The organism is Prevotella sp. tf2-5 (genome assembly GCF_900115435.1).
Lineage (GTDB): Bacteria > Bacteroidota > Bacteroidia > Bacteroidales > Bacteroidaceae > Prevotella.
This window is the reverse complement of record NZ_FOWK01000009.1, coordinates 23,690-48,729: the sequence shown is the minus strand read 5'-3', so window position 1 is coordinate 48,729 and position 25,040 is coordinate 23,690. Positions and strand designations below refer to the sequence as shown.

Annotated in this window: 20 protein-coding genes; 11 read left to right on the top strand and 9 right to left on the bottom strand. The window is 47.2% G+C overall.

Features of this window, described 5'->3' with window-relative positions; genetic code table 11:
* Positions 1 to 22: 22 nt before the first annotated feature.
* Positions 23 to 544 (bottom strand): SH3 domain-containing protein, encoded by a 522-nt coding sequence (locus tag BM257_RS10120; RefSeq protein WP_092071902.1) that lies wholly within the window; start codon positions 542 to 544, stop codon positions 23 to 25.
* A 99-nt stretch (positions 545 to 643) separates the two neighbouring features.
* Between BM257_RS10120 and BM257_RS10115 the strand changes: the two genes are divergently transcribed.
* From BM257_RS10115 to BM257_RS10095, 6 genes are all read left to right on the top strand, one after another.
* Positions 644 to 1,627, top strand: a complete 984-nt coding sequence (locus BM257_RS10115) for a GNAT family N-acetyltransferase (RefSeq protein WP_092071900.1) — start codon at positions 644 to 646, stop codon at positions 1,625 to 1,627.
* Positions 1,628 to 1,706: 79 nt separating this feature from the next.
* Complete coding sequence (locus tag BM257_RS10110) at positions 1,707 to 4,088, top strand: TonB-dependent receptor (protein WP_092071897.1); 2,382 nt, start codon at positions 1,707 to 1,709, stop codon at positions 4,086 to 4,088.
* 90 nt (positions 4,089 to 4,178) lie between these two features.
* Entirely contained in the window at positions 4,179 to 4,589 is a 411-nt protein-coding gene (mce, locus tag BM257_RS10105; protein ID WP_092071893.1) for a methylmalonyl-CoA epimerase, read from the top strand.
* 40 nt (positions 4,590 to 4,629) lie between these two features.
* Entirely contained in the window at positions 4,630 to 6,195 is a 1,566-nt protein-coding gene (locus BM257_RS10100) for an acyl-CoA carboxylase subunit beta (protein ID WP_092071890.1), read from the top strand.
* 57 nt (positions 6,196 to 6,252) lie between these two features.
* Positions 6,253 to 6,402, top strand: coding sequence for a hypothetical protein (locus BM257_RS14880; protein WP_177216085.1), 150 nt, complete (start codon positions 6,253 to 6,255; stop codon positions 6,400 to 6,402).
* Positions 6,403 to 6,414: 12 nt separating this feature from the next.
* Positions 6,415 to 6,849 carry a biotin/lipoyl-containing protein gene (locus BM257_RS10095; protein WP_092071887.1) on the top strand — a complete coding sequence of 145 codons (435 nt, stop codon included), beginning with the start codon at positions 6,415 to 6,417 and terminating at the stop codon, positions 6,847 to 6,849.
* A 1,139-nt stretch (positions 6,850 to 7,988) separates the two neighbouring features.
* Here BM257_RS10095 and BM257_RS15185 read toward each other — a convergent pair.
* Positions 7,989 to 8,123, bottom strand: a complete 135-nt coding sequence (locus BM257_RS15185; protein ID WP_255405739.1) for a hypothetical protein — start codon at positions 8,121 to 8,123, stop codon at positions 7,989 to 7,991.
* An 18-nt stretch (positions 8,124 to 8,141) separates the two neighbouring features.
* Positions 8,142 to 11,693: a M26 family metallopeptidase gene (locus BM257_RS10090; RefSeq protein WP_092071885.1), complete on the bottom strand. Its 3,552-nt coding sequence runs from the start codon at positions 11,691 to 11,693 to the stop codon at positions 8,142 to 8,144.
* A 593-nt stretch (positions 11,694 to 12,286) separates the two neighbouring features.
* On the opposite strand from BM257_RS10090, the gene BM257_RS10080 reads away from it, so the two are divergent.
* Entirely contained in the window at positions 12,287 to 12,544 is a 258-nt protein-coding gene (locus BM257_RS10080) for a hypothetical protein (RefSeq protein WP_092071880.1), read from the top strand.
* The gene (locus BM257_RS10075) at positions 12,541 to 12,951 is read left to right on the top strand and encodes a type II toxin-antitoxin system VapC family toxin (protein ID WP_092071877.1); all 411 of its coding nucleotides are present in this window, start codon (positions 12,541 to 12,543) and stop codon (positions 12,949 to 12,951) included. The genes BM257_RS10080 and BM257_RS10075 overlap by 4 nt, the downstream gene beginning before the upstream one ends.
* A 291-nt stretch (positions 12,952 to 13,242) precedes the next feature.
* On the opposite strand, the gene panD is transcribed toward BM257_RS10075, so the two are convergent.
* Positions 13,243 to 13,587 carry an aspartate 1-decarboxylase gene (gene panD, locus BM257_RS10070; protein ID WP_092071874.1) on the bottom strand — a complete coding sequence of 115 codons (345 nt, stop codon included), beginning with the start codon at positions 13,585 to 13,587 and terminating at the stop codon, positions 13,243 to 13,245.
* Positions 13,584 to 14,438, bottom strand: a complete 855-nt coding sequence (panC, locus tag BM257_RS10065; protein ID WP_092072148.1) for a pantoate--beta-alanine ligase — start codon at positions 14,436 to 14,438, stop codon at positions 13,584 to 13,586. Before panC ends, panD begins: the two co-directional genes overlap by 4 nt.
* A 174-nt stretch (positions 14,439 to 14,612) precedes the next feature.
* On the opposite strand from panC, the gene BM257_RS10060 reads away from it, so the two are divergent.
* From BM257_RS10060 to BM257_RS10050, 3 genes are read left to right on the top strand one after another with little or no spacing between them, the layout of a single operon-like run.
* Complete coding sequence (locus BM257_RS10060; protein WP_092071871.1) at positions 14,613 to 15,410, top strand: glycogen/starch synthase; 798 nt, start codon at positions 14,613 to 14,615, stop codon at positions 15,408 to 15,410.
* 50 nt (positions 15,411 to 15,460) lie between these two features.
* Positions 15,461 to 16,957 carry a DUF4270 domain-containing protein gene (locus BM257_RS10055; RefSeq protein WP_092071868.1) on the top strand — a complete coding sequence of 499 codons (1,497 nt, stop codon included), beginning with the start codon at positions 15,461 to 15,463 and terminating at the stop codon, positions 16,955 to 16,957.
* Between the two features lies 1 nt (position 16,958).
* On the top strand, positions 16,959 to 17,090 hold the full coding sequence (locus BM257_RS10050; protein ID WP_092071865.1) for a dehydrogenase: 132 nt from the start codon (positions 16,959 to 16,961) through the stop codon (positions 17,088 to 17,090).
* A gap of 4 nt (positions 17,091 to 17,094) precedes the next feature.
* Here BM257_RS10050 and BM257_RS10045 read toward each other — a convergent pair whose 3' ends face one another.
* From BM257_RS10045 to carB, 4 genes are all read right to left on the bottom strand, one after another.
* Positions 17,095 to 19,392, bottom strand: a complete 2,298-nt coding sequence (locus tag BM257_RS10045) for an ATP-dependent helicase (protein WP_092072145.1) — start codon at positions 19,390 to 19,392, stop codon at positions 17,095 to 17,097.
* A gap of 102 nt (positions 19,393 to 19,494) precedes the next feature.
* Positions 19,495 to 20,532, bottom strand: coding sequence for a UDP-glucose 4-epimerase GalE (galE, locus tag BM257_RS10040; protein ID WP_092071862.1), 1,038 nt, complete (start codon positions 20,530 to 20,532; stop codon positions 19,495 to 19,497).
* Positions 20,533 to 20,543: 11 nt separating this feature from the next.
* A complete protein-coding gene (locus BM257_RS10035) occupies positions 20,544 to 21,692 on the bottom strand; it encodes a hybrid sensor histidine kinase/response regulator (protein ID WP_092071859.1) in 1,149 nt (382 codons plus the stop codon).
* Between the two features lie 76 nt (positions 21,693 to 21,768).
* Complete coding sequence (gene carB / locus BM257_RS10030; protein WP_092071856.1) at positions 21,769 to 25,038, bottom strand: carbamoyl-phosphate synthase (glutamine-hydrolyzing) large subunit; 3,270 nt, start codon at positions 25,036 to 25,038, stop codon at positions 21,769 to 21,771.
* Between the last annotated feature and the right edge of the window lie 2 nt (positions 25,039 to 25,040).

The window sequence follows — 25,040 nt, the reverse complement described above, 5'->3', positions numbered from 1 at the left end:
TTTATGGGAGGCGGCAAAAGACCTATTTGACAATAACGTCCTCTTTCTTGACGAAGAGATAGTCATGTCCTGTCTTCAGGACATAATAGCCTTCCACCTCATCGGCGTCATACTCATCGGCAATGATTGTTCCCTCCCTCACCGTACCAAAGGGGATGAACTGAGGACCCTCGTCCGCATAATTATCTGTATAAAGAGGTGTATAGGCCCATTTGGCGATGAGCGTGGGTTTCCCATCTCCAGAATACCATGTCTGATAGCCCAGATATTTATTATATACCCAGCCATCAACATTATTGTTACTCCTGACCTTGCTCCATCGCTCTCCGCTTTCCAGCAGGATACCCCGACCAAGACCATGGAACTGCAGGGGCAGTCGATCCAATATCTTTGCTTTACTGGATGGACGCTCACGAACATTGAGGAATCCGTCATCAGAAGTAGCATAGACTACTGTTAACACATCGGGTGTGATGGTCTTCTGTGACCATAAGGCACTACACATCAGCAACAAGCCAAAAGAAAGGAGTATTCGTTTCATCATTGTTTAAGATTTATATTTGACGATGCAAATATAGGAATTTATGATGAATTTTCCAAATAAATTTGGTGTTTATCATAAAACTTTGTAACTTTACACCCCATGAGGGAATTGAAAGTCACCATATACGAGCACGCCAAGGAGTTGCCGACCATCCTTGAGGGCAACTATTTCCACAGTCCGGAACTGATGGAACTCTGCGAGCATACGCCTCGCCAAAAGCCTTTTATGGCTGTGGTGACAGAGAGTGACGGAACCGTGGTGTCTCACCTGCTTGCCGTCGTCTACCACAGGAGGTCATGGCTTCCACCTTATATATATATGAATGTCAGGGTGATGGGCGAAGGTGTCTATCATGTCAAAGATGAGGAGCATCACGAGCAACAACTCTTTGGACTGATGGCGGAAGCGATTACCGAACGGATGCAAAACAGGGCGTTGTATATCGAGTTCAGTCATTTCTCCCAGAAGATGTTTGGCTATAAGGAGCTAAAACGTATGGGATTCTTCCATGTGAAATGGATGAATATCCACAACTCGCTGCACTCCCGTACACCAGAGGAACGTATCACAGAACGCCAGATGAAACGTATCGAGGCTGCCCAGGAGCGTGGTGCCGTCACCAAACTGGTGGAGACCAATGAGGAGTTCCGGGAATTCTCCAAGCTGTTACGCCACCACAATTGGTTGAAACCACGACGTTACCTGCCTGCTGATGATTTCTTCCGAGGAATGATGGAAAGTAAACGATGCCGGTTGTTTATCACGAAATACCGCGAGAAGGTGATTGGTTGTTGCGCCTGTGTTCATTCCGATGGGGATCTCTATTTATGGTATTCCGCTTCAAGAAGAAAAAGTTACGCTATGTTGCACCCTAATGCCATCACGATATGGAATGCCATGAAACATGCCCATGCGGAAGGGATGCAGCATTTCCGTTTCATCGATGTCGGTTTACCCTTCCGACGTAACATCTACCGTGACTTCATCCTCAGTTTCGGCGGTAAGGAAGTAACAGCCTTCCGTTGGTTCCGTATCAGTATCCGCTGGGTGAACACCCTTGCCTCCTGGTGGTGGAGAGAGTAAGAAACGGTTAATGGTTAAAGGTTAAGGGTTAAGGGTAAGACAAAGTAATAAATCTGGATTTTATGCGTTATATAGGAGTATGAGTCGACAATTTCATATTCTGACACTATGTATGCTGCTCTTCGGCAGTATCATGTTGCATGCGCAGTCGTTTACCCTCTCAGGTGTGGTGAGCGATGAAGAAGGTAATGCCATTGAGCTTGCCACGGTAAGTTGTCTGGAACAAGGTGCTGTGACAGTAGCAAACCTTAAAGGCGAATACTCGCTGAATCTGAAATCAGCCGACTCGGTCGTCGTGAAATTCTCGATGATTGGTTTTCAGACCCGTACCCGTGTGCTTCGTAACCCAAAAGGTAAACAACGCCTGCTCATCACCTTGTATCCGATGAAAGAACTCGATGAGGTTATCGTAACAGAGAAACGCAGACAGACAACAGGTACGGACCAATTAGACACGAAGAACCTCAGGAACACCCCCTCTACGACAGGTAATGCCGTGGAGGAGCTGGTACAGCAACAGGCAGGTGTGTCAACCCATAACGAACTGTCCAGCCAGTATAACGTAAGAGGTGGTTCCTTCGATGAGAACTCTGTGTATATCAATGGCACAGAGGTATACCGTCCCCTACTCATCCGCAGTGGACAGCAAGAAGGTCTCTCCGTCATCAATAGTGACATGGTAGAGAAAATCGGTTTCTCGTCAGGTGGCTTTGAGGCAAAATACGGTGATAAGATGTCAAGTGCCCTAGATATCCAGTACCGTAAGCCCACACGTCTGGAAGGCAACATCCAGGCATCCCTCTTAGGAGGCAGCATCTTTGTGGGTTATGGTAATAAGAAGTTCTCGATGAGTCATGGGGTGCGTTACAAGACCAACCGCTACCTGCTTGGTTCCCTGGAGACGAAAGGTGAGTACAAGCCAAACTTCCTTGACTACCAGACCTATATCACCTGGAGTCCCAATAAGCGATGGGACTTGGAGGTAATTGGAAATATTTCGGAGAACCATTATAATTTCTCGCCCAGCGACAGAGAGACCTCCTTCGGAACCATGCAGGACGTGAAATCATTCAAGGTATATTTCGACGGACAGGAAAAGGATATTTTCCGCACCTTGTTCGGGACGGCGGCTATCACCTACCATCCCACGGAGAAGACACACATCAAACTGCAGGCTGCCGCTTTCCATACCAAGGAGCAGGAGACCTACGACATCCAGGGACAGTATTGGTTGGACGACACACAGACCTCGGAGAACCTAGGTGTGGGAACCTATATGGAGCATGCCCGTAACTACCTGACCGCTAATGTGGCAAGTGCCAAACTGACTGTCAACCACAAGATGAGACATCATGACATTGAGGGTGGACTGACCATGAAATGGGAGGAGATAGAGGAGAACGCCAGAGAATACGAGATGCGTGACTCCAGCGGCTATAGCATCCCTCATACGGGCAAGCGACTGGATATGATCTATTCCCTTGTCTCCAACCACAAGATATCATCGACAAGACTGGAGGCTTTCCTGCAAGACACCTACCGTTTCCAGACGGGTAATGCTGAGAAACCTAACCTGTGGACGCTGAACATGGGTGTCAGACTCGCCAACTGGAGCTACAATAAGGAGACCATTATCTCACCACGTGTATCACTGGCGATGATTCCTGGTTTCAATGAGAATATGACGTTCCGTCTGTCTACGGGACTCTACTATCAGGCACCATTCTATAAGGAGTTGCGTGACACCACTACTATTAACGGAAGAACCATCGTGACCCTGAACAGCGACATCAAGAGTCAGCGTTCCATCCATATCGTCGGTGCTTTTGACTACCGTTTCCGTATGGCAAACCGTCCTTTCCGCTTCACTGCCGAGGCTTACTATAAGATCATGAACAACCTCGTGCCGTATAATGTCCAGAATATGAAGGTCGTTTACTATGGCGAGAACCTTGCAAAAGGCTATGCGGCAGGACTGGACCTAAAGTTGTTTGGAGAGTTTGTACCAGGCACTGACTCTTGGCTGACATTCTCTATCATGAGCACTCGTCAGAAGATAAACGGGGTCAGCATACCGATGCCTACAGACCAGCGATGGGGTGTCAACCTGCACTTCACCGACTATTTTCCTGGCACAGAGCGATGGAAGATGACCTTGCGACTTGCCATTGCCGACGGACTGCCTTTCGGTGCCCCACACCGGGGACTGGAATACCAGCAGTTCCGTGCTCCTGCCTATAAGCGCGCTGATATCGGTATGAGTTTCCTCGCCTACCACAACGAGAATCGCAGCAACTTTGGACTGCGCCGGGTATGGGTGAGTCTGGAAGGACTCAATATCCTCGGTATCTCCAATGTCAACAGCTATTACTGGGTAACCGACGTGACTAACCAACAATATGCCGTTCCGAACTACCTTACCGGCAGACAAATCAACGGAAAAGTCATTGTCGAGTTTTAATAATGCTTAATTCTTAATTATCAATTATCAATTGTCAATTAAATTGTGTACCTTTGCACCTTAGTAATTTAAAACTCAATTTATTGACATATGAAGATTTCACACATTGAGCATCTGGGCATCGCTGTCCAGAGCATTGAAGAGAGCCTTCCATTCTTTGAGAATGTACTGGGGCTGAAGTGTTATGCCGTTGAGACGGTAGAGGACCAGAAAGTAAAGACCGCCTTCCTGAAGTGCGGCGAGGTTAAACTTGAGCTGTTGGAGCCCACATCTCCTGAGAGCACTATCCAGAAATGGCTGGACAAAGGCAACAAGGGAGTACACCATGTTGCTTTCTGCGTAGAGGACGGTGTTGCCAACGCACTTGCAGAGGTCAGCGAGAAGGGTGTCCGTCTGATTGACGAGAAGCCACGTAAGGGTGCCGAGAACCTCAATATCGCTTTCCTGCATCCCAAATCAACAGCTGGTGTGCTGACAGAGCTCTGCGAGCATCCTGAGTAAATCATCATCTCGTAATATCGAAATAAATTAAAAAACAACAATGAGTAAGCAATTAGAGAAAATCAAGCAGCTTATTGAGAAGCGTGAACAAGCTCGTCTCGGCGGTGGTGAGAAAGCCATCCAGAAGCAGCATGACAAAGGAAAATATACAGCACGTGAGCGCATTGAGATGTTGCTCGACAAGGGTTCTTTCGAGGAATACGACATGTTCAAGGAGCACCGTTGCCATAACTTCGGCATGGAGAAGAAACAGTTCCTTGGTGATGGTGTCGTAGCAGGTAGTGGTACGATTGACGGTCGTCTGGTATTCATCTTCGCACAAGACTTCACCGTACATGCCGGTTCTCTGTCAGAGACCATGAGCCAGAAAATCTGTAAGGTCATGGATATGGCTATGAAGATGGGAGCTCCCGTCATTGGTATCAACGACTCAGGCGGTGCCCGTATCCAGGAAGGTATCAACGCCCTCGCCGGCTATGCAGAGATTTTCGAGCGTAACATCCTTGCATCAGGTGTCATCCCACAGATCTCAGGTATCTTCGGTCCCTGCGCCGGTGGTGCCGTTTACTCCCCTGCCCTCACTGACTTCACCTTGATGATGGAAGGTACGTCATATATGTTCCTCACAGGTCCGAAAGTGGTGAAGACCGTTACGGGTGAGGATATTGACCAAGAGCATCTGGGTGGTGCCAGCGTACACGCCTCCAAGTCTGGTGTGACACACTTCACCGCCAAGACGGAGGAAGAGGCTGTTGAGATGCTGAAGACCCTGTTGAGCTATATTCCCTCTAACAATATGGAACTGGCTCCCCGCAAGAAGTGTACAGACCCCATCGACCGTCTGGAGGACTCTCTGAACGAGATTATCCCAGAGAACCCCAATGAGGCATACGATATGTATAAGGTGATCAGTGCCATTGTCGACGACAACGAGTTCTTCGAGGTACAGCCTAAGTTCGCCAAGAACATCATCGTCGGTTTTGCCCGTTTCAACGGTCAGAGTGTAGGTATCGTCGCCAACCAGCCTTCTTGCTATGCTGGTGTACTCGACGTGAACGCTTCCCGTAAGGGTGCCCGCTTCGTACGTTTCTGCGACGCCTTCAATATTCCTATCGTATCACTGGTCGACGTACCGGGATTCCTGCCAGGTACTGGTCAGGAGTACAATGCCGTCATCCTGCACGGTGCACAGCTGTTGTATGCATACGGAGAGGCTACCGTACCCAAAATCACCGTTACCCTGCGTAAGTCATACGGTGGTTCTCACATCGTGATGGGTTCTAAGCAGCTGCATACCGACCTCAACTACGCTTGGCCCTCTGCCGAGATCGCTGTCATGGGTGCCTCTGGCGCCGCTGCTGTGCTCTATGCCAAGGAGGCAAAGGCAAAGAAAGAGGCTGGTGAGGATGTGAAGGCATTCATCGCTGAGAAGGAGGAAGAGTACAACGAGCTCTTCGCCAATCCTTATCAGGCAGCCAAGTATGGTTATATCGACGATGTCATCGAGCCACGCAACACTCGTTTCCGCATCTGTCGTGCCCTTGCCCAGCTTGCCACCAAGCGTGATGCACTGCCTGCTAAGAAGCATGGTAACATTCCTATGTAATTATAAACAGGAGTCCTGGGTATGAGGATATCCAGGACTCCTTTAAAGACATGACATATGAAGAATGAAATTTATGCTGCCATAGCTCTTGCTCTTCATGAGTACAAGGGGAACAATGTCCATGACAAGGAACCTGGTATCATTACGATACAAGAGAAACAGACTCAATGGAACGGATATGCCCTGACTATGACAGAACACCCATAAAACAGATTCATTATGAAAAAAGAATATAAGTATACCATCAATGGTAACAAATATGAGGTAGCCATTGATGATATTATCGAGAATACCGCTACTGTCACCGTTAATGGTGAGGTATATAAGGTGGAGATGGAGCCTGAACCTGTAGAGGAGAAGAAAGTTGTTGTGCGCAAGCCTGTTGCCGCAGAAAGCTCCGAGAACTCTGAGAACTCCGGAAGCTCTGCCAGCATCAATTCCAACAACGCCATTAAGGCTCCCCTTCCCGGTGTCATCACAGAAGTGTGTGTCAGCGTAGGCGACGAAGTGAAAGCCGGTGATACCGTTGTCGTATTAGAGGCGATGAAGATGGCTAATAATATTGAGACAGAGAAAGCTGGTAAGGTGACTGCCGTATGCGTTAATCCTGGTCAGTCTGTCATGGAGGACGATGCACTGGTGGTTATCGAATAAGCCTCAGCGAATATACTAATAACAACAAGCATGGCTGTCCATTCAAAAGGACGGTTCTTTGGACTATTGAGTCAAAGAACCGTCCTTTATTTATTCAGAATGTAAAAAAGGTGTGTTATTCTTGGTAAATTGCTCACTTTTGTGTACTTTTGCATGTATATAATTATAAAAGCCTTCAACACCAAAAAGAAAAACATATAAATCAGTTACCGACTGAAGCCCACTTTGTTACCGACTAACTGTTGTTTTGTTACCGACTAAAGCCCACTTTCATACCGATTAAGGGCTTTATTCGACCCGATTAAAGCCTTCATTTGCTAATCACCCTAACTCTTAACCATGAACCGTGAACCCTTAACCCTTAACCCTTAACCCTGACCCCTTCCCCTTCCCCTATGAAGGCGGCACCTTCGACCCTTGAATGTGCCGCCTTCGACCCGAGGAAGCGGCACCTTCGCAGGCAGGAGGTGCCGCCTTCGTAACACACCCCTGTTAGATGCTTTTTATTCCGATGCCTCCTATCTCAGTAAATTCAGTGAATTTGGTAAGTAAATTCACTGAATTTACTGAGTAAACACACTGAATTTACTTTCATAGGAGATATCGTTGTCACCGTTGCCGCTATGTTGTTACCCACAATCCCTTGACAATCAAATACTTTTGCAAGTCGGCAACGGTGACAAGGGTTTTAAAAATTACATGTAGAAGGAAACCGGGAACTTTCGATAATACCCCTAACCTCCCACTAAAAATCCCGCAAACCTCGATAAATAAAGGGCGCAAGACCAGTTGGAGGTTCTGACAACCTCCCACTAACGTCCAACCCACCTCCCACTATGTTAGAGGTTAGTGAGAGCTTAGTTGGAGGTTAGAGCAACCTCCAACTGCCCGCAAACACCCTGTACATCGGCGTTTCAGAAGAAATCAGTTGGAGGTTAGGGGTTTTTATAAAAGGAAGCATTTCAATCACATTGTAGCAGGGATAGCAGGATTTTTTGTTTTTGTGTTATGGAGATTGAAAAACGACTGACAGAATTGGAGTCCTGCCAGTCGTGAGATTATTATCATTTGTGGATCATTCAGTCATCGACGAAGTCGCTTGCCAGAGCAAGAGTCCCCAAATTTTCATTAGCATTTAATCAAGCAAACCAGCCGTCATAGTCGGGGATTTCGTTGGGCGGGGTGGCGTCGTAGGGACTGCCTACCAAGATATTTGCTTTATGTTGCAACACTACGACCCTGCAGGTTGGTTTCTCGTATGCTCTCTTTTTCATTGCTGTGTCCTCCATTCGTTATTTGATTACAATCTTTTTTCCATTGTTGATATAGATGCCCTTCTTCGTGGGCTTGCCATTCAGTCGCACACCGTTCAGCGTGTACCATCCGTCAAATGATATCTCGCCCGTCTTGGTGTCAATCTCGCCGATGCCGGTAATGTCACCGTTGGCAGAGATGAGTTTCACGGTGATGCTTTGCGGTAGTTCCGTGTCGTCATTCGCTGCTGCGCGGTTCAGAGTGCGGGCATAGTCGGGCTCGTAGCCCGTCCACATCAGGTAGCACGACGTGGGGCGTATCTTCGCGCCGCTCTTCGCCCTCACGAAATCGCCAGCCTCGACGGTAATCGTGTTGTTGTATACTCCTTGCACCTCCTTGGTCGCTCCTGCAAAGCCATACACCTTGCCGAGTTCGCCTATGTTCTCTGCTGGATGTTCGCTGTCCGAGCCGTCGTACCAGTAGCGCGGCTGGTAGGTGCCGATGAAGTCCCATTTGTTCCAGCGGAATGACTCGTTGCTGCCGTCATACTGGGTCACCTTATTGCCGCCCTCGTTGTCCTGGGTGAAGATGGAGATGCCGTCGCTGTATTTCTCGATGTAGATGTACTCCAAGTTGTTCATATAAGGATGTAGCACCGTGCTCATTGTGGGCACGAAGAGGTACGGATGGTTGGCCTTCATCGTGGTCACTTCGTTGGCATCATCGCTGCCTACCTCGTTCATCTCGGCCATCCATTTGCTCGTTTGCGGGTCCAGATGGATGCCCGCGAAATCATAGAAATGACCAGTCAGAACGTCGCCTTCACCACCTCGTCTGAAGTCGTTTGGCTCAAAGTTGAACGGCAGCATCACCGTCACGGGCTTTCCAGCGGTGAACTTGCGTTTGTAGCGCAGTAAGGACGTCGTCAGTTGCGACGTGATGTCGGGGATGCCGAGGGGCTTGTCGTCGTACTCGATGTTGTAACTCTTTCCCCCGCCGTAGTCGTATTCCTCCACCAGGTCGCCATATATCGGCGTGTAGTACTTGCCGCCGAGGACCATGGTGTGGCCATACACCTTCAGGAAGCCGTAGTCGGTCGTCGGGTCGCCGAAGTGGGCGAAGTTGGTGGGGGCAGTGGCCGATTCCACAGCGGGCGAGCCTTGCTTCAGGAAGTGCGTGGCGACGAAGAAGCAGTTGGTCAGTTTGCCCTCGCCTTGGTTGTTGGTGCGGTGGAAGAAGGTGCTGTTCTTGTTGTTGTCATGTCCCCACAGTAGTTCGTGCTTGCCGCCGTTGTTGTCGTACTGGCCTTCGATGAAGAGGCAGTCGGTGAGCTCAACATACACGTCGTCTGACAGGCAGCCGACGAATCCGCCGCAGCCATAGGTCGTGCCGGAATAGTTGGGGTTGTAGATGAGTCCGTCGAACACACAGCCCGTGATGTGGCATTGGTTGTATTGCGAACTCAGGAGACCCACGAATCCGCCGATTCCGACGTTTGAACTGAGGGTATTGCTGTCGAAGGTGGTGCTGATTTGGGTGCTCACGTGGCAGTCGCGGATGGTGAGGTTGCCGTTAGCACTGCCCACCAGGCCGCTTATGTAGGAATTGGTGCCACCCGTGATGGTGCCCTCAACGTGAAGGTTGCTGATGGTGGCGCCGTTGGTATTCTGGAAGGGGGCGGTGTACATGGCATCGGCAGTGCGGTTGAACGTCAGCGTCTTGCCCTTGCCGTCGAAGGTGCCCTTGAACGGATGCACCATGCCCGCCATCGTTGTCACGCTGATGTTGGCGGCGAGTTCTACGGTCTTTCCGCTAAAGCCGTCGAGATTGGCATCATACTGTATGCGCTGGCAGAAGTAGTTCCAGCCGTCGGCGTTCTTGATGGTGTAGGTGTCGCCGTCCTGCGCGAAGTTGTCGGCGTTCATCGGGAACGTGAACGTGCCGCCGAGGGTCACGTTCTCATTCGGCATGGCGAAGGTGTAGGTATTGTCGCCGTTGTCGCTGATGCCGCTGTTGAGACTCAGGCTTGTGTTGTCGCCCGTCACGGTCAGCGTAGCAAGGCTCTCGCCCATCTTCGGCGTGAAGGTGACGGTGATGTTTTCGCCCGCCATGGCTCCAGCCTTGTTGATAGTGAACTGCGAGTAGTCGTTGGTAATATAGTGTCCTTCTATGACGCTGAAGTTCGTGGTCAGCACGTAGTTGGTGCTGTTGATTCTGATGGTGGCGCGGGCGGTGTAGTTGCCTGCGACATAAGGTGCGGCCGTTGTCCAACTGCTGCTGCTTTGCGAGGTGCCTTGCGGAGCGTACTCGACGGTACACGTGGCTCCGAGTTGCGTATCCTCGTTGAAGTCGCCAACCGCAGGGGTCAGCCATGCTGTGACGGGAACGCCAGGGTTGGCCATGCCGTTGGCGGCGTTGAGCGTCAGCGTGTACCGATGGTTGGCACCATAAAGGGCCACGTGGTCGGCATCGTCGCTGGTGCAGGTGGCGGTCAGCACATTGCCGCTGGTGGTGATGGACGATGTTGTGAACGTATGGCCGAGGGCAGCCTTCTTCGCTTTCACCAAGGTCACCTTGACAGCAGCATTGGTTCCCCCAAAGCAAAACATCTGACTTTCGTCGTCGCTGATTCCATTTCTGCTGAATGTGAATCTCAAATAATTGGTGGCATCAACGTCTATTTCGCCCGTAAAGGTGATGTTTTTCAGATTATGTTCATTACTTGACGCATAGTATTCGCTATTGTTATTACCTGTCTTCAGTTTCCCGTTCGCGGTGCCATTACCGATAGAAAGATTCATACCAGCGTTCTCGAAATAGACTTGATTGATTTCAACCTTGGTCACTTTGCCCGCGAGGTATGGGAAAGATACTGAAAGTCCATCCCTGATGGGCTTTTCGAACACGCATCCATCATTCCTCCATACATTGAGCCTGGGATTGCCAGTCCATGAGTAGCGCATCGTATTGCCGTTACTGACAAAGTCGGCAGACTTGCCGGATTCGGTGCGGTTTGTTCCGCCACCGTTGTACATCTTCCATGTCAATTCCATCTTTTCTGTTGCCTCTTTGAACTGCAACTCGCCAAGCTGGAATGTACCGTTGTTTTTTCTTGTTGCCTCGAAGCGGAAATACTTGTAGGCTTTCGTGTTGCTTTCGATGCTGAATTCCTTCGAGGTGCGGTCGGCCTCTGGCAGTTGGTCACCGTTGCTGTTGTCAACGGTTGCAAGAGTCGTCCACTCGTCGGTCTTGTTCAGTTTCGCCTTGATAGTCCACGTTGCTGGATTGTAAGCAAAGGACCAACTATCACCCGTCCAGAGGAAATACTTCTTGGGGACGAAGGCACGTGAGTAATGGAACTCCACCCAGGGATTGGCATTGCTGATGCCGTAAACCGTGCTTGTGTTTCCGTCAACCAAACTGTAATAGTCATACTCAGTGTTCCAGTTCGTCGACTGTCCGCCATCGACGGTAGGCACCTCGGTGACGAGGTCATAAACTGCTGCTTCCTGTGCCCACGTCGTCTGCGCCATCGTGAGCATCGCGGCGAGGGTGAGGATGAGATGGAATGTTCGTTTAATCCTGATCATACTTCTCATTTTGTTTCTTTTTTAATTGTTCTTGTATTATGGTTACTTTATAATTCTTTCATCAAAGTCTGGTAGGGGGAAGCACTATCGGTATGGGCATAAAGAAAGCGCAGACCCCGTCCCATATATCCTGCCAGGCCTGCAACAGCCCCAAATATCCTATGGTGGAGTCTGCGCTATGGTGCGCAGCTCCAATGGATATTTGGATTTGCTCGTTAAATCCCTTACGAGGTTGCAGTTCGGCAGGATAATTGAGCAATAAAAAGATTCGTGTTCCGAGAACACGGGTGCAAAGGTACGAACTTTCCATGAAAATTGGTCACGGAGGATGCTTTTTTTAGTCATTTTTACCTATTTAATAATATAATTGTGCATGAGAGGCGCCCGATTCCAGAAAAACGGGCTGCAACGGGGGCGGTGAAAGTGCAGATTCCTGCAATCCGTCCCTGCCGCGCCCGCATCCTGGTTGCCGCCCGCGGAATGGTTAAAAGTTTACTTCGTTTCATAAGCGTCTAATGTTTTTATTTAATAAAATATTGTTTATTCGAATTAATTGTTTATCTTTGCACCCAAGAAACAAGCATATTAGGATTATGACGACACTACAATTGAATGCGGAACTGCTTCGCGAACTGAGCATCATTGCTGAAGATGAGGGTATGCTGAAAAAAGTGCTAACTTTCGTGAAGACGCTGACACCTGCCAAAAAGACAAAAGTCGTGGCAAGTACAAAGAAGCCGTATAAGACGATTCCTGTATCATCAGATATCCGAAAATGGAGTGGCTGCGCATCGTTCACAGAGGATGAGATTGAAAGTGACCCACGTCTTAAAGCTCTGTTAAGCCGATGAAACGCGTATTCCTCGACACGAACATCCTGGTGGATTATGTACTGGGCCGTGAACATGGTGACGATGCTGAGCAACTTTTGCAGCATGGGAAAAATGGAACAGTGAGCCTTTCTGCCTCTTATCTTACTTTCGCTAATATGGCGTATATTCTGAAGGGGAAAACAGATGTCTATGGTTTGTTCCATAATCTTCATGAATACATTGCCGTATTGCCCACCGATGATGCTCAATTGGTGGCTGCCATGGGACAACGAGTTCGCGATTTTGAGGACATGCTGCAATACCAGTGTGCAAAGGCGGCAGGTTGTGATGTCATCGTGACGAATAACGGAAGAGACTTTGCAGAGTTTTGCAACTTGCCTCTTCTGACAGCAGCAGAGTTCCTGACAGAACTGAGCGGAAAGTAAGTGCTGATTCCATATCATCGTCGTTTGTACTTTAATTACTTGGTACATATATTTTTAATTCCTTATTATATAATCATGTCTGCTGACACCAACGGGCACTAAGCCTACGTGCTCCGGGCGCAGGCTAGGTGTGGAACCATCGCACAAACGATAAGATGATGACTTAACAAAACGTATAAATATTATCCTAAATATCCCTCAGGTTAATCCCAATATAAAGAAAAAAGAATCACTATAAAACCAGTACCCCGAATCGGGGTACTGGTTTTAAAAGTATTAAGAATACGATGGTTATACCCTGTTTCCTTCCTTGGGGAATACTACGCTGGGCTTGAAGGTCTTGGCTTCCTCGAAATCCATCAGGGCATAGGAAATGATGATCACCACATCACCGACCTGAACCCTCCGGGCAGCAGCACCATTCAGACAGATACAACCACTACCCCGCTCACCTTTGATGATATAGGTCTCAAAACGCTCTCCATTGTTATTGTCCAGTACCTGAACCTTTTCACCTGCTATCAGATTGGCTGCATCCATCAGATCCTCATCGATGGTGATACTGCCCATGTAGTTGAGATTTGCCTCGGTAACTGTCACACAATGAAGCTTGGACTTCATTACTTCTATCATCATGATTCCTTGTATTTTATATGATCAATTAAACGAATGGGAGTCTTACCACAATAGACGGTGATGCATCCTACCACATAAGGAGAGTCCTCCCAATTCTCAATGTCCTGTAAGGTGTTCCCATCGACTATAGAGAAGTACTCCACGTCCAGTCCATCCACCTTATTGATGTCATCTACTACTTTGTCATGCGTTTCCTTAAGCGTATGATTCTCAGCGTATTTGACACTTGCCTTCAAGGCTTTATAGATATTTGGCGCAATGGCTCTTTCGTCAGCCGAGAGCAAGGTGTTACGAGAGCTCTTTGCCAATCCGTCTTCATCACGGACAATCTCACATTCCACAATCTGGACAGAAATTCCCAGATGACGAACCATCGCTTTGACAACAGCAATTTGCTGCCAGTCTTTCTCTCCGAAATAGGCACGAGTCGGTTTGACGATATAGAACAGGCGACTGACGACCTGACAGACACCATTGAAATGTCCGGGGCGATGAGCGCCTTCCATGACAGTAGACACGGGAGGATACTCAAACTGACGAGTATCTGGTTCCGGGTACATCTCTTCCACTGAAGGAGCCAGGACATAATCCGCACCACATTTCTCTAACAGTTCGCAATCAGCCTCAAGAGTGCGGGGATAGTTTTTCAGATCGTTCTTATCATTAAACTGCGTAGGATTTACAAACACAGAAACCACCGTTATCGCATTCTCTTTCACACTACGTCTCACCAAGGAGGCATGTCCCTCATGAAGTGCCCCCATGGTAGGTACAAAACCTATTTCCTTTCCTTGCTTGCGGTCCTCAAAAAGCTGATTCTGAAGATCCACAATCTTATTGAATACTTTTATCATTATCTATTCGCTTGTGTACAAATCGGGTGCAAAATAACAACGTTTTTATCAAATAAGGAAAAAATATCGTGAAAATATGCCAATTTCGAGACTAAAAATCCTTAAATCTGCACGATTCTACGTTTTTGTGAATTATTTTTCGTACCTTTGCACAGATAAATTATACCGAATATGGCAAAAAAAATATTGTTCATCAATCAAGAGATTGTACCCTATGTACCCGACAGCGATCTTTCACTGATGGGTAAAGCTCTCCCGCAGGTCATGCAGGAGAACGGACACGAGATACGTACATTCATGCCCAAATGGGGAATCATCAACGAGCGTCGTGGACAGTTGCATGAAGTGATCCGCCTTTCGGGAATGAATCTGATCATTGATGATACAGACCACCCTTTGATTATCAAGGTGGCATCTATTGCCCAGACCCGTATTCAGGTATACTTTATAGACAATGACGACTATTTCTCCAAACGCCAGATGACGATGGACGAAAAGGGAGAGGACTATCCCGACAACGGTGAGCGTGCCATTTTCTTCGCAAGAGGCGTACTGGAGACCGTCAAGAAATTACGATGGGTCCCCGACATCATCCATGTTCAAGGCTGGATGGGTGCCGTAGTCCCACTCTATATCAAGACAGCTTACCATGAAGAGCCTTCGTTTGCCAACACGAAAGTTGTCACGTCCCTTTTCACGAAGAGCTTGAACTCCGACTTAGGCACAAACTTCAAGCAATGTGTTGATTTCAGAGAAGCCAAAGCGGAATTGCTGGACAAATACAACAAGCACTTTGACTTTGAAGAACTGGGAAAGCTTGCCATTGACTATAGCGATGGTGTCATAGCCGCCCATAAAGATGTCAATGAAAGTTTGCTGGCATACGCTCAATCGAACAATATTCCGACACTGGCATACCCGGGAGAGGATTTTGGGAAGGCATACGAGGCTTTTTATGAGCAGATTTAAAAATAAGGTATAAAAAATAAGGATAATATCATTAAGATTCTAAGACTTCAATGATGAGAAAATTACTGCTGATAGGGATTGTATCCGCCATGATGGCAACGATCTCTTCATGTGATGAAGACACGGTAGGTATTGGTAAGACATTAACAAGCAATGTTGACTTATTTTCCATTGAAACTGACACTTTTGATGTCGCTACGAGATCAATGATTGTTGATGCCGTGCAGGCACAAAACATCCACACTTACCTTGGTCGTATTAAGGATCCGGAGACGAGTGCTTATATAACAGCAGATTACACGACCCAGTTTACTATTTTGGAGAATGATGCTGACAGTATCTTCTTTCCTGAGGATCAAATCCTTTCTTTAGATGAGCATGGTAATGTGGTTGCTGACTCTTGTGTCATATCCATTCACCTCTCCAATTTCACAGGAGACTCTCTCGCCGCCATGAAGATGACGATGTACGAGTTAGCCAAACCTATTGAGGAAGGAAGAAACTACTTGTCCAACTTTGACCCGGAAGAAGAGGGATATGTCAGAACAGACGGTTTAAAGTACGACGTGATGTACAGCGTGACCAATATGCAGCAGAATGACAGCACGAGAAAGGCGAACGAAGGCAGGAACGTCATCAAATTCGTATTAAACAAGCCCTATAAGGACAAGAACAACAAGGAGTACAGCAACTATGGCACGTACCTGATGCGGACTTATTACGACCATCCGGAATATTTCAAGAACTCCCAGTCTTTCATCAAAAACGTTTGTCCTGGTTTCTATTTCAAGACGACGGATGGTGTCGGTGTCATGTCAGAAATCGCTACCACACGCATGACGGTGTATTATAAATACATGGATGATGAAGAAGATGATGATGATGACGAGAATGAGTATTACGACATGTCGTTCTTCTATAGCACAGAAGAGGTCATGCAGACTACCCATATCACTAATAACGAGGAGCTCATCTCAGAGATGGCTAAGGAGACAGGGTGGACCTACCTCAAGACTCCCGCAGGTATCTTCACAGAGGTGACACTCCCTATCGATGAAATCAAGCTTCATCATGAGAATGACACCATTTCCTCCGCGAAAGTGATATTCCATAAGATGAACGACAAGACGGAGCTGGCAGAGAAGTTACTGAAAGACCCTACGACACTACTGATGGTGCCGAAAGACAGTGTGACAACTTTCTTTGAGAAACATCAAGTCCCCGATAACGTCACCACCTATCTGGCAACGTTAAACACAGCATACAACTCTTACACCTTCAATAATATCTCCACGTTAATCAATGTCTTATATGATTTCAAGCAAGGAGGAGGTGCTAATTATACCACAGAACATCCTGACTGGAACAAAGTCGTCTTAATACCTGTTCAGACCTCAACAACCTCGACAACCTCTTATTCCACTACGACATCATCTATCAGTGCCGTCCATCATGAGATGTCGATAACCAGTTCCAGACTGGTAGGTGGGTCAGAGAACATACATGACCCAGTAAGAATCAGCATCATCTACAATAAGAACAAGTAGTATGGCGGATAACTTCCTGGAGAAACATTTCGAGGAATATGAAGCCCGTAAGGCTGCTTTTCTACGTAAGAAGAAACATCTTCCCAAAATAAAGCCTCATCTTCTGGAACGTCCAGAGGATGAGGCTCTTTAACGGATTATCCAATAATCGTATATTTAGCGAATTTCAGTAATAACTGCTTCGTACCGGCATTCTTAAACTCAACAGTGGCTTTGGTGTTCTCTCCACTTCCCTCTATCCTGATGACCTTTCCGACTCCGAAGCGCTGATGCTCTATCACATTTCCCTCCTTTAAGCCAATATCGCCGACAGACGACTGCGGCAGGCGACTTTCTTGTCGGACAGGAATCAGACGAGGCTTGGGGTCAGCCATAAACTGTGTTGCCACCGGTCGTGGATTCTGCATCCGTGAGACAGGACGTCTAGCAACAGACACGGCAGGAGCAATGCCTCCCCTCTCCGACTCCACTTGCAGCAGATGACTGTCAATATCCTTGATAAACCTTGAAGGAGTATCATACTCCATCTTCCCATAACGCCAACGGTTCTGCGCACAGGTCAGAATACAATGCTTCTCCGCACGGGTAATGGCAACATACAATAACCGACGTTCTTCCTCTAACTCACGCATGGAGTTGGTACACATAGGAGACGGGAAGATATTCTCTTCCAATCCCACCACAAAGACTGTCGGGAACTCTAAGCCTTTCGCACTATGTATGGTCATTAACACCACTTTATCATCAGCATCACCATCATCACTGTCAAGGTCTGTCAACAATGCGACCTCCTGCAGGAAATCAGAGAGAAATACCTGTTCTTCCATACCTTCTTCCCGACGACCCTCTACAAAATCCTGCATACCACCCAGGAACTCCTCTAAATTTTCCTGACGTGACAAGTCATCGGGATTATTCGAACCATAAATCTCCTTACTGATACCACTCTCCATGATAATGGCATGCCCCAGCTCATAGGCATCCTCCTTATCAACACGGGTAATCCAGCTCTCAATAAGTTGTCGGAACGCCTCTATCTTTGTCGCAGTACCTTTTGCCAAGGAAAGATGGAAAAGTACAGGCTGGCAGATTACCGTCCACAGACTCACCCCATAGGTGTTGGCGGTCTCTACAATCTTATTAACAGTCGTGTCCCCTATTCCTCGTGTGGGATAATTGATGATACGTCGCAAAGCCTCCTCGTCATTCGGGTTAGACACCACACGATAATAGGCTATCACATCCTTTATCTCCTTACGCTGATAGAAGCTCAGTCCACCATAGATACGATATGGAATACCATCCTTGCGCATCTGTTCCTCAAAGGAACGACTTTGTGAGTTGGTACGATAAAGGATAGCGAAATCACTATAATGACATTGGTCTTTTCGCTTGATTCGCTGGATATCATTACAAACGATAATAGCCTCCTCCTTATCACTATAGGCGGGCTTGAGAGTCAAAAAGTCTCCATTCTCTTTTACACCCTGAATAGTCGGTTTGTCAGTAATGCGATAACTATTCTTCATTATTAGACTATTTGCCGCATTAATAATATTCTTTGTAGATCTATAATTAATATCTAAAAATATCTGTGTTCCATCAAATTCCTTTGAAAAACTAAGAATATTATCTATTTGGGCACCCCGGAAACTATAGATACTTTGTGCGTCATCACCAACTGCACAAATATTATTCTTGTTTTTATCATACAAATACACTAATATTTCTTTTTGCGCGTAATTAGTATCTTGATACTCATCCACCAGAACATATTGGAAACGCTCTATGTATTTCTGTCTGATATCCTCATGGTTCTTCAACAGCATATAGGTATATACCAGCAGGTCGTCAAAGTCCATAGCATTCGCCTGTTTACAACGCTCACTATACCTTATATATATATTCTTCAACGCCGGACGTTTATGCTGTGCATCATCCGTCGCCCAAGAACTTTGCGCATAAGCCTGTGGAAGCAACAGGTGATTCTTTGCCATAGAGATACGGTCGGCTACAGAGGCAGGCTTATATACTTTATCGTCCAACTGCATCTCCTTGATAATGCTCTTCACCAAAGAACGAGAATCACTCTGGTCATAAATCGTGAAGTTCGACTGGAAATCCAATGCGGCAGCCTCCGCTCTCAATATCCTTGCGAAAACCGAATGGAAGGTACCCATTTGAAGATAACGGGCACGCTCCGACCCTACCAGTCTGCCGATACGCTCCTTCATTTCCCTTGCTGCCTTATTGGTAAATGTCAGCGCGAGGATATTCCAGGGATCCATCCCCTGCTGCAATAGATAGGCTATCTTATAAGTCAGCACACGTGTCTTGCCGGAACCTGCCCCGGCAATGACCAGTTGAGGACCATCACAGTATACGACAGCCTCACGCTGACCTTCATTTAATTGTTCTAAGAGATTCTCATTCATCATCATCATTTTTTGGATAGAATGAGCCCTCGATTCGCATCGGGGGCTCATAACAACACAAACACAAAATAAACACAGTCTACAACGACTGGTTATATGTCACTATTGAATACCTTCCTCGCGCAGTTTCTTCTGCCAGTTCCACGCACTCTTCAGAGTGTCCTCAAGAGAAGTCTCGGCTTTCCACCCCAGTACTTTATTTGCCTTTTCCGGGTTTGCCCAAACCTTCTCAATATCACCAGCACGACGAGGAGCATAAGTCCAATTGAGTTTCACACCTGTTGCTTTCTGGAAAGCGTCAACAATTTCCTTCGTAGTACAACCATGACCAGTACCCACGTTAAACACCTCCAGTTTCTCACTGTCTGTATCCAACACACGTGTCATTGCTTTCACATGAGCCTTTGCCAAATCTACCACATAAATATAGTCACGGATACATGTACCATCAGGAGTATTATAGTCGTTACCGAACACCTTCAGTTGTTCACGGATACCCATCGCTGTCTGCGTCACATAAGGAATCAGATTCATGGGAACACCATTCGGCATCTCTCCGATGATAGATGAGGGATGGGAGCCTATGGGGTTGAAGTAACGCAGCAGGATTGCCTTGATAGGAGCACCACTATTGATGTCATCACGGATAATCTCCTCATTAATCTGCTTGGTATTGCCATAAGGACTCTCTGCAGGTTTGATGGGGGCTTCCTCTGTGACGGGAAGATTCTCTGGATCCGGCTGACCATATACCGTACAACTGGACGAGAAGATAATACCTTTCACCTTGTATTTGGGCATCAACTCAAGGATGTTCACCAAGCTCACGATATTATTACGATAATAGAGCAGAGGTTTCTCCACACTCTCACCGACAGCCTTAGAGGCGGCAAAGTGAATAACACCTTCGATTTTTGGATACTTCTTGAACACTTGTTCCATTGCGTCAAAGTCACAGCAGTCAACTTTCTCAAAAGCAGGACGGATGCCAGTGATCTTCTCAATGCCATCAAGGACCTTCTCATTTGAGTTAGACAAGTTATCAACAATAACAACCTCATAGCCTGCATTCTGCAGCTCAACGGTTGTATGACTACCTATAAAGCCTGTTCCTCCTGTTACAAGTATTGTTTGTTTCATGATTATTTAATTTATTCTTCTTTCTTTAATGGTATCAGAACACTGAATGTGGAACCCTCTCCTAATACAGACTCCACCATGGCGTCACCACCATTCTTACGTGCAAAGTCCTGACAGAGCTGCAAGCCAAGACCAGATCCTTCCTCACCACCTGTACCATAAGTCGTCTCACCCTTATGGAAAATAGTCTCTAGACGATCCGGGGCAATACCCACGCCATGGTCACGAACACTGATCTTGGCAAAGTCACCCTCACGTTTACAGAACACCTCAATACTCTTTCCCTCTGGTGTAAACTTCACGGCATTAGACATGAAGTTGCGGATGATTGTCTTGATCATGTCATTATCAGCGTGGACGACCAGTTTCTCCTCACTAGGAATGTACTGGAGAACGATTTTCTTCATCTCAGCAATCATCCTGAAGATGTCTACGACACCAGGAACAATATCATCCAAGTCGATATCCTGATAGACCACATTCAGACGTCCTGTCTGACTCTTCGTCCATTTCAACAGGTTGTCCAACAGGTCATGGGTTTCCTCAGACTCACGGTTTGCCTTATCCAATAATCCGAAAATCTCCTCTCCCACCGTTTCTGGGGAGACAACATTCACCGCCAGATTCAAGACCATACGGATGGATGCCATAGGAGAACGCAGGTCATGAGCGATCACCGAATACATCTTATCACGATTGGAGATAGTGCGTTTGAGTTCCTCATTCTGCTGAACAATGATACGTTTAGCAGCGACCAGACTGATCTGGTGCATCACACGCATCACCAGCTCTTCTTTGTTAAAGGGTTTCGTCAGGAAGTCATTGGCTCCCACCTGGAATCCATGAACCAGATCACTGGGATTATTCAAAGCAGTCAAGAAAATGATAGGAATATCCAGTGTCTCTGGATCCTTTTTCAGAATAACGGCAGTATCAAATCCACTGATATCAGGCATCATCACATCCAACAAAATCAAATCAGGATGTTCTTTTTTTGCCTGTTCGATACAGGTATTACCATTTGACGCAGTACATACCTGGAATTTCTCATTTGTCAGTAATATCTTGAGTAGCAAGACGTTACTGACTACATCGTCAACGATGAGAATCTTATAATCGCTTCGGTTAATCTTAGATTCAAAGGTGTCACCAAACTCCATTTTCCTTGCAGTTCTTAAGTTATTAACTGCAAAATTAGCAAATATTTGGCGAATCGCCAAATATTTGCGTGATTATTTAATACTCATTCCATGACTTAATATCAATCTCATCGAGTTGTATTGTACAAAAGGCATTTATGAATGCCGATGCGAGACGACTGTTCGTTATCAAAGGAACATTCAAGTCAATGGCTGCGCGGCGTATCTTATAGCCGTTCGTCAACTCATGGGTCGTCAGGTTCTTGGGGATATTCACCACCATGTCAATCTTATGGTCATGTAGTAAATCCAATGCCTGCGGCTGTTGATTGGACTCGCTGGGCCAATGCACTAACGTGTTCCGTATACCATTATCCTCCAGATACTTAGAGGTACCGCCTGTGGCATAGAGCTCATAGCCATGCTCCACCAACATACGGGCTGCATCCAGCATCTCTGCTTTCTGCTTGGCACTACCCGTAGAGAGCAACACCGTCTTCTTAGGGATACGGTGTCCCACGCTCAACATTGACTTCAACAAGGCGGCAGAGGTATTATCGCCCAAGCATCCCACCTCACCAGTCGATGCCATATCCACACCCAAGACAGGATCCGCTTTCTGGAGGCGGTTGAAGGAGAACTGACTTGCCTTGATACCCACATAATCCAAATCGAAGAGGTTCTTATGCGGTTTCTCTACCGGCAGTCCCAGCATCACCTTCGTAGCGAGTTCTATCAGATTCAGCTTTAACACCTTCGATACAAAGGGGAAGGAACGGGAGGCACGCAGGTTACACTCAATAACCAGGATGTCATTGTCGCGAGCCATATACTGGATATTGAAAGGACCGTTGATATGTAGTGCCTTCGCAATCTGACGACTGATACGCTTGATACGACGGACAGTCTCCACATACAGTTTCTGAGGAGGAAACTGGATGGTGGCATCACCGGAGTGGACACCCGCGAACTCTATATGCTCAGAGATGGCATAGGCAAGTATCTCTCCATCCTTTGCCACAGCATCCATCTCTATCTCTTTAGCATGCTCTATGAACTTAGACACCACGACAGGATGATCCACACTCACATTGGCTGCCAGTTGCAAGAAACGTTCCAGCTCTTCTTTATTAGAACATACATTCATGGCAGCGCCACTCAGCACATACGAGGGACGTACCAGTACTGGGAAACCTACCCTCTCCACGAAGGCATCAATATCCTGCATCGAGGTCAAGGCACTCCATTCAGGTTGGTTGACACCGATCTCATTCAGCATTTGTGAGAATTTCGCACGATCCTCCGCTCCGTCAATGTCCTGTGCCGAAGTCCCGAGGATTGGTACCTGCTGCTCATCCAATGCCATAGCGAGGTTATTAGGAATCTGTCCACCTGTAGAGACGATAACACCATGTGGTTGTTCCATGTCGATGATGTCCATCACACGTTCGAAAGTCAACTCATCGAAATACAGGCGGTCACACATATCATAGTCTGTAGACACCGTCTCAGGGTTGTAGTTGATCATGATACTCCTCCACCCCTCCTTACGGATGGTGCTCAAAGCCTGTACCCCACACCAGTCAAACTCCACACTGGAACCGATACGATAGGCACCAGAGCCTAATACGATGATACTCTTACCGTCGTTCTCAAAGGGTATATCTGAGGCAGTCCCACTATAAGTGACATACAGATAATTGGTCTGAGCGGGATATTCTGCGGCAAGGGTATCGATCTGTTTGACGACAGGGGTTATTCCCATCTCCTTCCTGACACGTCGTACCTCCAGCATCGCCTTGTGCATGTTTCCCATCTCTTCCTCCAATCCGATGGCACGCGCTATCTGAAAGTCCGTAAAGCCATAGATCTTCGCTTCTTTTAGAATTGAAGAATTCAAAAATTGAAGAATTGAAGGAACAGCAGTCTCTCCTGACTTCAATTTTTCCATTCTTAAACTTTTCAATCTCTCGTCGATATCAACGATATGTTTAAGTTTATACAGAAACCATTTGTCTATCTTCGTCAACTCATGGATACGCTCGATATCATACTGTGGCAGATGCATCGCTTTCGAGATGACAAAGATACGCTTGTCAGTAGGCTCACGCAGGGCGGCATCCACATCAGCGATTGCCAGTTCTTTGTTCTCGACAAAGCCATGCATACCCTGTCCGATCATACGAAGTCCCTTTTGGATTGCCTCCTCAAAGGTACGTCCTATCGCCATCACCTCACCGACCGACTTCATCGACGACCCTAACTCCTTGTCGACACCATGGAACTTCGAGAGGTCCCAACGAGGTATCTTACATACCACATAGTCGAGGGCAGGCTCAAAGAATGCGGAGGTCGTCTTCGTCACCGAGTTTTTCAGTTCAAAGAGTCCATAACCCATTCCCAGTTTGGCAGCGACGAAAGCCAACGGATAACCTGTCGCCTTACTTGCCAATGCTGAGGAGCGGCTCAGACGGGCATTCACCTCAATGACCCGGTAGTCCTCCGACTGTGGGTCAAAGGCATATTGTACGTTACACTCTCCCACGATACCGATATGACGGATAATCTTAATAGCAAGGGCACGCAACTTATGGTACTCGGAGTTAGTCAGCGTCTGGGATGGTGCGATCACGATGGACTCTCCCGTATGGATTCCCAGCGGGTCGAAATTCTCCATATTGCAGACGGTGATACAGTTGTCATAACGGTCACGCACCACTTCGTACTCTATCTCCTTCCATCCTTTCAGTGATTTCTCCACCAACACCTGCGGAGAGAATGCGAAGGCCTTCTCAGCCAGTTTGTCAAGCTCTTCCTCGTTATCACAGAAGCCAGAGCCCAGACCTCCCAAGGCATATGCGGCACGGAGGATGACAGGATAACCCAACTCCTTAGCAGCATGACGTGCCTGTTCGATGGTCTCGCAAGCCTCACTCTTGATGGTCTTCACGTCAATCTCGTTGAGTTTCTCCACGAAAAGCTCACGGTCTTCCGTATCCATAATAGCCCGAACGGGGGTTCCCAGTACCCTTACCCCATATTTCTCCAGCACACCACTCTTATAAAGTTCCACACCACAGTTCAGAGCAGTCTGTCCACCAAATGAGAGCAAGATACCGTCTGGGCGCTCTTTCTCTATCACACGTTCTACAAAATAGGGCTGCACTGGTAGGAAATAGATCTCGTCGGCAACACCCTCCGAAGTCTGAACGGTGGCGATATTCGGATTGATGAGCACGGTCTTCACACCCTCCTCACGCAATGCTTTCAGTGCCTGTGAGCCAGAATAGTCGAACTCACCTGCCTCTCCGATTTTCAAGGCACCTGATCCCAATAACAGGACCTTCTTGATATTATCGTATTTCATAA